Annotated in this window: 10 protein-coding genes; 8 read left to right on the top strand and 2 right to left on the bottom strand. The window is 73.3% G+C overall.

All coding sequences use genetic code 11. From position 1 onward, the window contains the following. Positions 1–135: 135 nt before the first annotated feature. The 3 genes from IQ279_RS15600 to hutH all read left to right on the top strand — a co-directional run bounded on the left by IQ279_RS15600 (position 136) and on the right by hutH (position 3,925). On the top strand, positions 136–936 hold the full coding sequence (locus IQ279_RS15600; protein ID WP_206349257.1) for an enoyl-CoA hydratase/isomerase family protein: 801 nt from the start codon (positions 136–138) through the stop codon (positions 934–936). A gap of 108 nt (positions 937–1,044) precedes the next feature. After that, the gene (locus IQ279_RS15595; protein WP_206349134.1) at positions 1,045–2,253 is read left to right on the top strand and encodes a GGDEF domain-containing protein; all 1,209 of its coding nucleotides are present in this window, start codon (positions 1,045–1,047) and stop codon (positions 2,251–2,253) included. Positions 2,254–2,368: 115 nt separating this feature from the next. After that, positions 2,369–3,925, top strand: coding sequence for a histidine ammonia-lyase (gene hutH, locus IQ279_RS15590; protein ID WP_206349133.1), 1,557 nt, complete (start codon positions 2,369–2,371; stop codon positions 3,923–3,925). On the opposite strand, the gene IQ279_RS15585 is transcribed toward hutH, so the two are convergent. Next, complete coding sequence (locus tag IQ279_RS15585) at positions 3,906–4,226, bottom strand: hypothetical protein (RefSeq protein WP_206349132.1); 321 nt, start codon at positions 4,224–4,226, stop codon at positions 3,906–3,908. The two genes, hutH and IQ279_RS15585, sit on opposite strands and share 20 nt — an antisense overlap. Before the next feature lie 408 nt (positions 4,227–4,634). On the opposite strand from IQ279_RS15585, the gene IQ279_RS15580 reads away from it, so the two are divergent. The 5 genes from IQ279_RS15580 to IQ279_RS15560 all read left to right on the top strand — a co-directional run bounded on the left by IQ279_RS15580 (position 4,635) and on the right by IQ279_RS15560 (position 12,925). Beyond that, entirely contained in the window at positions 4,635–5,918 is a 1,284-nt protein-coding gene (locus IQ279_RS15580; RefSeq protein WP_206349131.1) for a L,D-transpeptidase, read from the top strand. A gap of 225 nt (positions 5,919–6,143) precedes the next feature. Next, a complete protein-coding gene (locus IQ279_RS15575) occupies positions 6,144–7,571 on the top strand; it encodes an ABC transporter permease (protein WP_206349130.1) in 1,428 nt (475 codons plus the stop codon). Positions 7,572–7,743: 172 nt separating this feature from the next. Continuing rightward, positions 7,744–8,481, top strand: coding sequence for an ABC transporter ATP-binding protein (locus IQ279_RS15570; protein WP_206349129.1), 738 nt, complete (start codon positions 7,744–7,746; stop codon positions 8,479–8,481). Positions 8,482–8,693: 212 nt separating this feature from the next. After that, the gene (locus IQ279_RS15565; RefSeq protein WP_307792371.1) at positions 8,694–12,071 is read left to right on the top strand and encodes a S8 family peptidase; all 3,378 of its coding nucleotides are present in this window, start codon (positions 8,694–8,696) and stop codon (positions 12,069–12,071) included. A gap of 311 nt (positions 12,072–12,382) precedes the next feature. Beyond that, positions 12,383–12,925, top strand: coding sequence for a type 1 glutamine amidotransferase domain-containing protein (locus tag IQ279_RS15560; RefSeq protein WP_206349256.1), 543 nt, complete (start codon positions 12,383–12,385; stop codon positions 12,923–12,925). Between the two features lie 92 nt (positions 12,926–13,017). Here the strand turns inward: IQ279_RS15560 and IQ279_RS15555 are convergent, their stop codons facing one another. Then, complete coding sequence (locus IQ279_RS15555) at positions 13,018–13,314, bottom strand: YrhB domain-containing protein (protein ID WP_206349127.1); 297 nt, start codon at positions 13,312–13,314, stop codon at positions 13,018–13,020. Between the last annotated feature and the right edge of the window lie 323 nt (positions 13,315–13,637).

Here is a 13,637-nt window from a genome sequence, read left to right as displayed (position 1 = left end):
GGCCGCCGCCCCGCCGCTCGCCCCTGACCCGCCGGGCGGGGCGGATGGCATGATGCGCCCGTACACCAGTGAGCGATCGTTAACCGGAAGGGCTGCGTGGACGACGTGAGCGAGGGCGTGAGCGTGGGCGAGGGCATGGGCGAGGAGCGGTTCGGCGAGTGGGTCGCGGTGCGGCGGGAGCCGGACGGGCACGTCGCCGAGCTGGTGCTGGACCGGCCGAAGGCGATGAACGCCGTCTCCACCGAGATGGCCCGGAACATCGGGGACGCCTGCGCCGCGCTCGCCGCGGACCGGCGGGTGCGCGCCGTGGTGCTCTCCTCCACCCATGAGCGGGCGTTCTGCGTGGGCGCCGATCTGAAGGAGCGCAACTCCTTCAGCGACGCCGACCTGTCCCGGCAGCGGCCGTACGCCCGTGCCGCTTACACCGGGGTGCTGGAGCTGCCGATGCCGACGATCGCGGCCGTGCACGGGTTCGCGCTCGGCGGCGGCTTCGAGCTGGCCCTGTCCTGCGACCTGATCGTCGCCGACCCCACCGCGGTGGTCGGCCTGCCGGAGGTGTCGGTCGGGGTGATCCCCGGCGGCGGCGGCACCCAGCTCCTGCCGCGCCGGGTGGGCGCCGCCCGCGCCGCCGAGCTGATCTTCACCGCGCGCAGGGTGGAGGCCGGTCAGGCCCGCGAGCTGGGTCTGGTCGACCTCCTCGCGGCCCGTGGCGAGGACCGCGCCGAGGCGCTGGAGCTGGCCCGGCGCATCGCCGTCAACTCCCCGGTGGGGCTGCGGGCGGCGAAGCGGGCGCTGCGCACCGGATGGGGGATGGACCTGCGCGCCGGTCTGGAGGTCGAGGACGCGGCCTGGCGCTCGGTGGCGTTCTCCGGCGACCGGGCCGAGGGCGTGGCCGCCTTCAACGAGAAGCGGGCCCCGCGCTGGCCGGGGGAGTGACCCGGGGTGGAGCGGGCACGAGCCCGGTGAGCCGGAGCGGGCCGGTGCCGGCCGGTCGGCGACCCGGAGTGAAGGCCCATAACCTGGGTCGTGTGGATCGGGTACGGCATGGGTGACGACGCGCGGCTGAGGACCGTGGTGGGGCTGGCGCAGGAGATGGCCGCCGCCCCCACCCTGCGCGACGTCGCCCGCACCGCCGCCGAGGGCGCGCGGGCCGCGCTGGGCGGCTCCTTCGCGGCCCTGTCCGTCTGGGAGCGCGAGCGCGGCCTGCTGCGGGTGCTGGTCAACACCGGCGAGCGGCGCGAGGACGAGGAGGAATTCCCCGAGGACGAGACGTACCCGGTCCACGACTTCCCCGAGATCACCGGCCTGCGCCACGGCGGCGGCCCGGGGTCCGGGACGCGCGCCTGGGTGGAGACGGCCGACGGCGGGGACCGGGCCCCCCGGTACGGCCCCGGGGCGCCCCAGGAGGGCCGGTCCCCGGCGCTGCGCCGGCGGGGGCGCGGCTGCTGCGTGGTCGCCCCGGTCGTGGTGGACGGGCGGGCGTGGGGCGAGCTGTACGTGGCGCGCGGGACCGGGCAGCCGGTCTTCGACCGGGCCGACGCGGACTTCGCCGAGGCGCTGGCGTCGGTGATCGCGGCCGGGATCGCCCAGACCGAGCGGCTGGAGGAGGTGCGCCGGCTGGCCTTCACCGACCCCCTCACCGGCCTGGCGAACCGCCGGGCGGTGGACGTGCGGCTGGACGAGGCGCTGGAGCGGCACCGCGCGGACGGGACGGTGGTCAGCCTGCTGGTCTGCGACGTCAACGGGCTCAAGGGGGTCAACGACGTGCTGGGCCACGAGGCGGGCGACCGGCTGCTGGAACGTTTCGCCTCGGTGCTGTCCCTGTGCGGCGCGATGCTCCCGGACACCCTGGCCGCCCGGCTGGGCGGGGACGAGTTCTGCCTGCTGGCGGTGGGGCCGCCGGCGGACGAGGTGGTCCGGGTGGCGGACGAGGTGTGCCGCCGGGCGGCGGAGCTGGAGACGGGGCAGGGGGTGGCCTGCGGGGTCGCCTCGACGGGCGATCCGATAGGCCCGGTCCGCTCGGCCCGCCGGCTGTTCCGCCTCGCCGACGCCGCCCAGTACCGGGCCAAGGCCGCCCGTACCGACAAGCCGGTGGTGGCCGGGCGCGAGGGCGGCGGGGAGACCGGAGCGGCCGGGGAGGCGGAGGGTCCCGAGTACACCGGGGACGCCGTGGTCCGCCTGGCCGACCAGGCCGAGCAGGGGCGGATCGGGGCCAGGGGCGACCGCCGCCGGCTGCGCGGCCTGGACGTGTGAGGGCTCAGGGCGCGGGCCCGGGGGCGTACGCGTGCCGGCGCGGAGCCCGTGCCGGCCGGGCGCGGTCCCGGCAGGGTCGTGACAGAACTCGATTCACTCTTTAGTGTTCCTGAATATGGATATGCAGAACCGCGTGGTGATCGGCTCCTCCGGCACCACCGCCGAGGACGTCGTAGCCGTCGCCCGCGGCCTGGCCCGCGTCGAACTGTCCGACGAGGCGCTGGCCGCCCTCGCCGCCGCCCGCCGGGTCGTCGACGACCTGGCCGCGTCCCCCGACCCCGTCTACGGCGTCTCCACCGGCTTCGGCGCCCTTGCCGTCCGCCACATCCCCGCCGGGCTGCGCGTGCAGCTCCAGCGCAACATCGTCCGCTCGCACGCCGCCGGCATGGGACCGCGCGTGGAGCGCGAGGTGGTGCGGGCGCTGATGTTCCTGCGGCTGAAGACCCTGGCCTCGGGCCGCACCGGGGTACGGCCCGAGGTGGCCCGCGCCATGGCGGACCTGCTCAACGCGCGCATCACCCCCGTCGTCCACGAGTACGGCTCGCTCGGCTGCTCCGGCGACCTGGCGCCGCTGTCGCACTGCGCGCTGGCCCTGATGGGCGAGGGGGACGCCGAGGGCCCCGACGGGCGGGTGAGGCCGGTGGCCGAGCTGCTGGCCGAGCACGGACTGGCCCCCGTCGAGCTGCGGGAGAAGGAGGGACTGGCCCTCCTCAACGGCACCGACGGCATGCTCGGCATGCTGGTGATGGCCTGCGACGACCTCGCCCGGCTGCTGACCTGCGCCGACATCACCGCCGCCCTCACCCTGGAGGCGCTGCTGGGCACCGAGCGGGTGCTCGCGCCCGAGCTGCACGCCGTCCGCCCGCACCCCGGCCAGGCCGCCTCCGCCGCCAACATGCTCAAGGTCCTGGCCGGCTCCCGCCTCACCGGCCACCACCAGGACGACGCCCCGCGCGTCCAGGACGCCTACTCGGTGCGCTGCGCCCCCCAGGTCGCGGGCGCCGGGCGCGACACCCTGGCGCACGCCCGCACCGTCGCCGAGCGGGAACTGGCCGCGGCGGTGGACAACCCGGTGGTGCTCCCCGAGGCGGGGCGGGTGGAGTCCAACGGCAACTTCCACGGCGCTCCGGTCGCCTACGTACTGGACTTCCTCGCCATCGCCGCGGCCGATCTGGCCTCCATCGCCGAGCGCCGCACCGACCGGCTGCTGGACCGCAACCGCAGCCACGGACTGCCGCCCTTCCTGGCGGGCGACGCGGGCGTGGACTCGGGGCTGATGATCGCCCAGTACACCCAGGCCGCCCTGGTGAGCGAGATGAAGCGGCTGGCGGTCCCGGCCTCGGTGGACTCGATCCCGTCCTCGGCGATGCAGGAGGACCACGTCTCGATGGGCTGGTCGGCCGCCCGCAAGCTGCGCACCGCCGTCGACGGGCTGACCCGGGTGGTGGCCGTGGAGCTGTGCGCGGCCGCCCGCGCGGTCGAACTGCGCGCGGCGGACGGGCTGACCCCCTCGCCCGCCGCCTCGGCGGTGGTGGCCGCGGCCCGCGAGGCCGGGGTGCGGGGCCCGGGGGAAGATCGTTATCTGGCGCCGGAGTTGGCGGCGGCGGAGGCGTTCGTCCGCACGGGAGGGCTGGTGTCGGCGGCCGAGGCCGTCACCGGGCCGCTGGCGTGAGCCCCTCGCGGCCGGCCCGGACGCGGGCGTTGACCAGCAGGGCGGCGCCCGCGCCGAGGAAGCCGAGACCGCCGACGAGGTAGGGCGTGCTGTCGAAGGTGCCGGTGTCGGCGAGCACCACCTCGCCCCCGGGACCGCCCCCGGAACCGGTCCGGAGCTGGGTCTGGACCTGTGTCCGCGGGGCGGTGGTCCCGGCCGGCTCGCCGTCGCCGGTGGCGTTCGCGGACGGTACGAACCAGAGGCCGCACAGGAGGCCGCCCGCGACGGCGGCGGTCACCAGCGGTCGACGGTGTGCTCGCACGGAATAGCCCCCTCGGTGCAGCGGATCGGCGGTGCTGCGACCGATGCTAACGACGACAGGGGCGCGGCGTGAAGGGCGGCCGGCGCCCGCACTCTCCACCACCGTCCACCTCATGCGAAATCGGTCACATTGCCACATAAGCGCCGTGACAGGAGGAAAGCGCTGTGATGTGATCGGGAGTCACGGGCGGACGGGTCCGCTGATAACGATCCGGAACCGCGGGGGAATTCCCGCCCGCCGGTGCAACCCCTGGTGACTCAAGGGTGTCTTACCCCACAGTCTTACCCTGGGTGGAACGGGTCACAGTTCCCTCGCGTTCTCGTATGTGCGGCCGTGGGGTGGACGTCCCGCTTCGCCCGCACCGGACGGCGTGGGACGCGGAACGGGGAGCCGGAGGTTCGTAAGCGGATGGAGAAGCGTGTGATGAGGGACGGCAAGCGCCGCAGGAGCGTCGTGGCTGCGGCCGCGCTGCTCAGTGGAGTGCTCACACTGTCGGCGTGCGGGGGCGAGAGCGGCAGTACCGGCGGCGAGTCCGACGCCGGCTCCGCGAAGAAGCCGGAAAAGGGGCAGGCCCAGGTGGACAAGGCGGCGGCGGAGAAGTCCTCCGACGCCCGAATACTCATCACACCCAAGGACGGCGCGGACAACGCCAGCATCCACGCGGCCAAGGTGGGGGTGAAGGGCGGCAAGCTCACCTCGGTGACCATGAAGGCCGCCGCGACGGGCCAGGAGGTCGAGGGCACCCTCGCGGCCGACGGCAGCGGCTGGAAGCCCAACGGCCAGCTGGAGCGCGCCACCCGGTACACGATCTCCGCCGAGGCCGAGGACCCCGAGGGCCGCAAGGTACTGGAGAACGCCACCTTCACCACCGTCTCGCCCGACAACAGCTTCATCGGCTACTTCACGCCCGAGGACGGCTCGACCGTCGGCGTCGGCATGCCCGTCTCCCTCAACTTCGACAAGGGCATCACCGACAAGAAGGCCGTCCAGTCCGCGATCGAGGTCAACACCACCGGCGGCCAGGAGGTCGTGGGCCACTGGTTCAGCGACACCCGCCTGGACTTCCGGCCCGAGGACTACTGGAAGGCCGGCTCCAAGGTCACCGTCGACCTCAACCTCGACGGCGTCGAGGGCGCCGAGGGCGTCACCGGCATCCAGGACAAGAGCTTCAGCTTCACCGTCGGCCGCTCCCAGGTCAGCACGGTCGACGTGAAGACCAAGACCATGAAGGTCGTCCGGGACGGCAAGACCGTCAAGACCTTCAAGATCTCCGCCGGCGCGCCCGAGACCCCGACCTACAACGGCCAGATGGTGATCTCCGAGAAGTACAAGGAGACCCGGATGAACGGCGCGACCGTCGGCTTCACCGACGACGACGGCAAGGGCGAGTACGACATCCCCGACGTGCCGCACGCCATGCGCCTGTCGACCTCCGGCACCTTCATCCACGGCAACTACTGGGGCGCCGACTCGGTCTTCGGCAACGTCAACACCAGCCACGGCTGCGTCGGGCTGAACGACGTCCAGGGCGCGGACGACCCCGGCCAGGACGGCGCCTGGTTCTTCGAGAACTCCCTCCTGGGCGACGTCGTCATAGTCAAGAACTCGCCCGACAAGCAGATCACCCCGGACAACGGTCTCAACGGCTGGAACATGTCCTGGGAGGACTGGAAGGCCGGATCCGCCCTCTGACGGTCCGGCGGCCGCCGTGGCCCGGCGCCCCGCCCGTCCCCGGTTCGTCCGGCCCCGCCGGAACCCGTCCCCGCGAAGGCGGCGGACGCGGCCCACACGCCGCGCCCGCCGCCTTCGGCGCTCCCCGCGCCCGCCGCCCGCCGGCTCCGCGCGGCCGGCGGCTTCTCACGGCCCTCTCATCAGCCCCTCAGCGAAACGTCAGCGGGCGCTTCTACGTTCTCGCGCATGTTCCTCACCTACCTCCGGCGGGAGTTGCGCCGCCGCGGAAAGGCGGCGCTTGTCGTCGCCTCCGGGCTGGCGCTCGGCATCGCGCTGGTCATCGTCGTCAGCTCCGTCTCCACCGGGATGAAGCGTGCCCAGGACGAGGTCCTGGAGTCCCTCTACGGCCTGGGCACGGACATGACCGTCACCAAGGCGCAGCAACCGCCGGAGGAGGAAGAGCGCTCCCGGCGTCCCCGCTTCAGGTTCGACGCCGGACAGGGCGGGGAGGAGCAGAGCAACGAGCGCCTGGCCGTCCAGGGCTTCCAGACCCTCGGCGCGGACACGGTCGGCACGATCGCGGAGCAGGACGGCGTGGCCGCGGCGGTGGGCGGACTGAGCCTGAACTCCGTCACGGTGGACGGCGAGTTCACCCCCGGCGAGCCGCGCGGCCGGGGCGGACCCGGGGAGCCCGCCGGCGGGGTCGAGGGCGGCGGAGCCGACTTCCGGGTCGACACCTACACCCTCTACGGCACCGATGTCCGCACCCCGGGCCTGGGCCCGCTGACATCCTCCGCCATCACCGACGGACGCGGTTTCCAGGAGGACGAGACCGGCGCCGACGTAGCCGTCGTGGACAGCGCGCACGCGCGGAGCGAGGACATCGCCGTCGGAGACATCCTCGACATCACCGGAACCGGCTTCGAGGTCGTCGGCATCGCCACCGCCGACAGCGGGCAGCCCGCTGCCCAGGTCTACATCCCCCTGGAGCGCGCGCAGGAACTCGCCGACGCCGGGGACGCGATCACCACCGTCTACGTCCGGGCCACCGACTCCCAGCGGATCGAGGACGTGGAGTCGGCCGTGCTGAAGGAGGTCCCGGGCACCACCGTCACCACTTCGGCGGACCTGGCCAAGACGGTCTCCGGCTCCCTGGGCACGGCCGCGGACCTCGCCGAGGGCGTCGGCAGATGGCTCTCCTACGCCGTGCTGGCCGCCGCCTTCCTCGTCGCCGGGCTGCTCACCTCCTCGGCTGTCGGCCGCCGGGTGCGCGAGTTCGGCACCCTCAAGGCGCTGGGCTGGCGCAGCGGCCGGGTCACCCGCCAGGTGATGGGGGAGTCCCTGGCCAACGGGCTGCTCGGCGGTGGGCTGGGCATCGCCCTCGGGTGCGCGGTCGCGTACGCGGTGACCGTCGCCGGCCCGACGCTGACCGCGTCGCTGGGAGCGGCCCCCGGTACGGCGACCGCAGGTCCCGGCCCGGCGCGCGGGGCCGGGCGCCTCCTGGAGCAGGAGGGGGAACGGGCCCTGGAGATCGCGCTCACCGCCCCCGTCGACCTCCGTGTCATCGCGTCGGCGGTCGCGCTGGCCGTCGCGGGCGGCCTCGTCGCGGGAGCCTTCGGCGCCTGGCGAGCCGCCCGGCTGCGCCCCGCCGAAGCACTGCGGCGCGTCGCCTGAAGGCCACGAGACGTCGCCGGCCGGAACGGACAGCGCGAACAGCGCGAACCACCCGAGCAGCGCGAACCGCGCGGGCCCGCGCAGCCCCGCGCGGGCCGTCCAGGCCCGGTGCCGCGTCCGGTCCCCCCGGGACGCGGCACCGCCCCTTCCCCCACCACCCAGGAGAGCAGCCATGTACCGACTGACCGGCGTCACCAAGCGCTACGCGCGCGGAGAGAAGAGCGTCCACGCCCTCGACGGCGTCGACCTGACCGTGGAGGACGGCGAGCGGCTCGTCGTCCAGGGCCCCACCGGGGGCGGCAAGTCCACGTTCCTGCAGATGCTCGGCGGGCTGGACCGGCCCACCTCCGGCAGCGTCGAACTCGACGGCACGGACCTCGCCCGGCTCGGCGAGTCGAAGCTGACACGGCTGCGTGCGGAGCGCATCGGGTTCGTGTTCCAGGGCTTCAACCTCATCCCCACCCTCACCGCCCGGGAGAACGTCGAGACCGCGCTCGTCCCCCTGGGGGTCAAGGCGGCCGCACGGCGCCGGCGTGCCGCTGAGGCGCTGGAATCCGTCGGACTCGGCGAGCGGCTCGGACATCTCCCGGGCGAGATGTCCGGCGGCCAGCAGCAGCGAGTCGCCATCGCCCGCGCCCTGGTCAAGCAGCCGGACGTACTGCTCGCCGACGAACCCACCGGAAACCTCGACGAGTCGATGCGCGACGAGGTGATGGAGGTGCTCGAAGGCCGGTGGAGGACACACGGTCTGACGTTCGTTCTCGTCACCCACGACAGCGCCATCGCCCGCCGTGCGACCCGCGTGGCCACCGTCCGGAACGGGCGGCTCACCACCGAGCGCGTGGACCGCCCGGAAGGCGGGGCCGCCGGGAGGAGCGGCGGGATGGCGGGAGGAGCGGCGCGGAGGTGAACCAGCAGGGCGCCGGAAGCGTCCTTCCTCCCGCGAGAGCCGGTGAGCCCGGTGGGACGACCCCGCACAGAAGGGGTCCGACGGGCGTCACACCCAGAACACCTGTCCCATACGAGGCCGTATGGTGCGGGCGTCACGGCCTCCCGCAGACTGATCGCGCAGGGGGCCGCAGGGGTCCCCCGCGCACGGTGATGACCTCACCAGGGGGAGAATTGACACAACGGAAGAGAGCGGGCGCCGCCGCGATAGCCACCGCCGTGGCCGTCGCGCTGACGATGGGGCTGACCACCGCATCGTCCGCCGCCCCGAGGACCGGCCCGGACGCCGCACCGAAGACCGCACCGAAGACCGCACCGAGGACAGGGCCGGGAACGGGGCCGTTACAGGCCGGTCCGTCGCGGGGAACCGACCGGACCGGGCGCGGCCGGCGCTCCGTCACCCTCGTCACCGGCGACAGGGTCGTGCTGGACCGGCACGGCAGGGTCACCTCGGTGGTCCACGCCGAAGGACGTGAGGACGTACCCGTCCGGATCGTCCGCACCGGGGACCACACCTATGTGATCCCGCAGGACGTCACCCGGCTCATCGCCGAACGCAGGCTCGACAGGCGGCTGTTCGACGTCACCGAACTCAGCCGCGAGCAGTACCGGGACAGGACCGGCACCGACGTACCGGTCATCGTCACCTACCGCGGCGCGAAGCCCGCGGCCAGGGCCGAACTCCACGCCGAGGCCGACCCGACCGTGCGCGCCGCCTTCCGGTCGGTCAACGGCGAGGCGCTGGCCGTCGCCGGGGACCGCGCCGCGAAAGCCTGGAAGGCCCTGACCCGCCCGGCCGCGGCCGGGCAGCTCGCGGCGGCGCCCGGAGTCGCCACCGTCTCCCTCGACGGCGTCCGCAGGGCGGCGCTCGACACCAGCACCGCGCAGATCGGCGCCCCGGCGGCATGGAAGGCCGGCTACGACGGCGAGGGCGTCACCATCGCCGTCCTCGACACCGGCATCGACGCCGCCCACCCCGACTTCGCCGGGCGGATAGCCGCGGAGAAGAACTTCACCGCGTCCGACGACACCGGGGACCGCTACGGGCACGGCACCCACGTCGCCTCCATCGCGGCCGGCTCCGGAGCGAAGTCCGGCGGCCTCTACAAGGGCGTGGCCCCCGGCGCGAAACTGCTCAACGCCAAGGTCCTCGACGACGCCGGCTACGGCAGCGACTCCGAGATCATCGCCGGGATGGAGTGGGCCGTCGCACAGGGCGCCGAGGTGGTCAACCTCAGCCTCGGCGGCGGCGACACCCCCGAGATCGACCCGATGGAGGACGCCGTCAACCGGCTGTCGCAGGACAGCGGCGCACTCTTCGTCATCGCCGCCGGAAACGAGGGCCCCTACGCCTCCAGCATCTCCAGCCCCGGCAGCGCGGACGCCGCGCTGACCGTCGGCGCCGTGGACAAGCAGGACGCCCTGGCCGAGTTCTCCTCCGCCGGTCCGCGCACCGGGGACGGCGCGGTCAAACCCGACCTGACCGCCCCCGGCGTGGACATCGGCGCCGCGGCCGCCAAGGGCAGCATCGTCGAGCAGGAGGGCGACCCGGTCGCCGACGGCTACGTCTCCATCTCCGGCACCTCCATGGCCACCCCGCACGTCGCCGGCGCGGCCGCGCTGCTGGCCCAGCGGCACCCGGACTGGACCGGCGAGCGGATCAAGGGCGCGCTGACGGCCTCCACCAAGCCCGGCAAGGGCTACACCGCCTTCCAGCAGGGCTCCGGCCGGGCCGATGTGAACAAGGCGCTCAAGCAGACGATCGTCGCCGAGCCGGTGTCGATCGGCTTCGGCACCGCCCAGTGGCCGCACGGCGACGACAAGCCGGTCACCAGGGACATCACCTACCGCAACCTGGGCACCGAGGACGTCACCCTCTCGCTGACCGCCACGGGCACCGACCCCCGGGGCAAGGCCGCGCCCAAGGGCATGTTCACCCTGGCCGACGACGAGGTCACCGTCCCCGCGGGCGGTACGGCCGAGGTCGCCGTCACCGCCGACACCCGGCTCGGCGGCAGTGTGAACGGCGGCTACAGCGTGGCGGTCACCGCGATCGGCGGCGGCCAGATCGTCCGTACCGCGGGCGCCGTCGACCGCGAGGTGGAGTCCTACGACCTGACCGTGCGCACCGCCGGCCGCGACGGCGGGCCCGCCCCCCTGTGGAGCAGCATGCTCGTCGGCTACCGGACCGATGTCTTCAAGAGCCTGACGGGCGAGGACGGCACCACCACCGTCCGCGTCCCCAAGGGCACCTACGCCCTGTCCACCGACATCGCCCTGCCCGGCAGCACCGAGGAGGAGTACGAGGGCAGCGACTGGCTCGTGGCCCCGGCGGTCCGGCTCACCAGGGACACCACCGTCACCTTCGACGCCCGCAGGGCCAGGGAGGTGAGGATGACGGTGCACGACCGCGGGGCGGAGCAGACCGGTCTGTCCGTCGAGTACACCGGCACCCTCGGCGACGAAGGCTACGTCGGCCTCTACGGCGGCACGGCGGGCGACGGGCGGAGTATGCGCACCGCCCAGGTCGGCGGCACGGGAGACGTCGAGGTCACCTCGACCGCCGCCGCCGTGTGGACCCGCGGGAACACCGAGTACAACACCTTCCACCTCCGCGAGGACGGCTTCTACACCGGCCTGAGGACACACACCGAGAAGTCGCGGATGGCCAGGCTGAAGGTCCGGCAGGGCACCTCGGCCCCCGGCCGCACCGGCATGCTGTCCACCGTGCCCTCCGCCGTGGGCTCCTTCTTCGGGACCGAGCGCGGACTCCCGCGCACCACCACGGTCTACGTCAAGGCCGAGGGCACCCGGTGGTCGCAGTACTTCACACAGCTCGGCCCCAAGGGCGACTTCGAGGCCGACTACTACGCCGACGAACGGAGGTTCACCGCCGGCAGGACCTACCACCGCGCCTTCAACAACGCCGTCTTCGGGCCCCACCTGGGCGAGTACGGCGGCATCTTCCGCGACGGCGACGAGCTCCACGGCACGCTGAACCCGCTCGCGGACGGCGCCGGCCACCACGGCGACGTCGCCTACGACTCGGCGCGGACGACCCTGTACCGCAACGGGAAGAAGTACGCCGAGGAGAAGGAGATCCTCGACTACGCCGGCTTCACCCTCCCCAAGGGCAGGGCGGAGTACAAGCTGGTCACCACCCTCAGCCGGGCCGAGACCTCCCGGCTGAGCACCAGGGTGAGCGCCACCCACACCTTCACCTCGGCCCGCACCTCCCAGGAGACCCGCCTGCCGGCGACGGCCGTGCGTTTCGCGCCGGAGCTGGCCCTGGACGGCACGGCCGGGGCCAGGGCCGTCATGCGGGTACCGGTCACCGTCCAGGGATCGGCCGCCGGCGGGAACCTGAGGTCGCTGACCGTCCACGTCTCCTTCGACGGCGGCAGGAGCTGGAGGAAGACCTCCGTCAAGAAGGGGAATCTCGTCTTCAGGAACCCCGGCAGGAACGGCACGGTCTCCTTCAGGGCGAACGTGAAGGACACCAAGGGCAACACCCTTTCCCAGACGATCGTCGACGCCTACCGCACCAGGTGACACCCGCGGTCACACGGGCGAAACCGTGCCAATGAGCCACAGAAGCCACAGAAGTCACCGGGGCCACCGATGACCCACCGGTGACAGAGCGGCCCGCCGGAGCAACCGCTCCGGCGGGCCGCTCCGTGTACGGGGGAGGCGGACGGGGCGGACGGGACGGGAGATGCCCGCGGTGCCGCGACGCGCGACCGTTCCGCCCGGAAAGACACGTAAAGCGGCATAGGACCGCTCCCGGTGGAAACCCGTACCAAGGTACGGGGGAGTACGCAGCATGTACCGAGGACCCGAGCTGCCGAAAGGACGTGGCAGAAGTGAAGGTCGCCTTTCTCGTCGCCCCCGAGGGTGTGGAGCAGGTAGAGCTGACCGAACCGTGGCAGGCCGTGATCGACGCCGGGGGCACCCCGAGCCTGCTGTCCACCACCGGCGGGGGGATCCAGGCGTTCAACCACCTCGACAAGGCCGACACCTTCGAGGTGGACAAGCAGGTCGGCCAGGCCGCGGTCGAGGACTACGACGGGCTGGTGCTGCCCGGCGGCGTAGCCAACCCCGACTTCCTGAGGACGGACGAGGGCGCCGTCTCCTTCGTCCGGGAGTTCTTCCAGACCGGCAAGCCGGTGGCGGTCATCTGCCACGGCCCGTGGACGCTGATCGAGGCGGACGTGGTGCGCGGCAGGAAGATCACCTCCTGGCCGAGCCTGGAGACGGATCTGCGCAACGCCGGCGCCAACTGGGTCGACGAGCAGGTCTCCGTCTGCACCGAAGGCCCGAACACCCTGGTCAGCAGCCGCAAGCCGGACGACCTCAAGGCGTTCAACCAGGCGTTCCTGCGGGAGTTCCAGACCGTCTCGGCCTGACCCCGCCACACCGCTCCCCGACCGACCCACTGTGGGCCGCCCGCCGCGCGCGGGCGGCCCACACACGCGTCCCGGCGCCGGGTGCCCGGCGGTCAGGCGCCGGTGGTGTAGGCGTCCCTGGCCAGCTCGCCCAGGTACTCGCCCAGCGGCTGGTGGGTCGGGGGGAAGTGCGGCCCGCTGCCGTCCTTGGGCACGACCACCACGCGGACGAAGGGCGCCAGCGCCATGTTCCCGGTGTCGATGTGCTCCTGCGAGTCGAACCGCACCGCCCACGCCACCGGATGCTCCTGCGTCAGCCCGTCCTGCACGACGATCGTGAACTCCCCTTCGGGGAAAGCCTCGTGGAGGAACCGGCGGGCGGAGTCGATGGCCTCATCCCGTGAGAGCACTGGAAGTCTCCTTGGTGTCGCTCAGAACCTTCGGGGAACCGGCGGACCCCGGCGCTCGGACTGCGTGAACCCGCTTCCGGACGACCGCACCGCCATGACTGGGCGCAGCATAGGACGATACGACCGGCCCGCGCCCCCCGGCCCGGCCCGTAGCACGTCGGGCACTTCCCGCAGGGCGCGGGCGAAGGCCGCCCACGGGCGGGGCTGCGCACGGACCTTGGCTCGGGGAGCGGGCCGGGATCCTCGGAGGCGGGATGCATGACCGCATCATGGCGTACACCTCCGGCGTGTCGTGGAGGAAGGTGAGCCGCGAACGAACTCCG

The sequence above is a fragment of the Streptomyces verrucosisporus genome (assembly GCF_017114865.1).
In the GTDB taxonomy this organism is placed as follows: domain Bacteria; phylum Actinomycetota; class Actinomycetes; order Streptomycetales; family Streptomycetaceae; genus Streptomyces; species Streptomyces fenghuangensis.
Note: the sequence above shows the minus strand (reverse complement) of the source record. Positions and strands in the feature narration are given on the sequence as shown.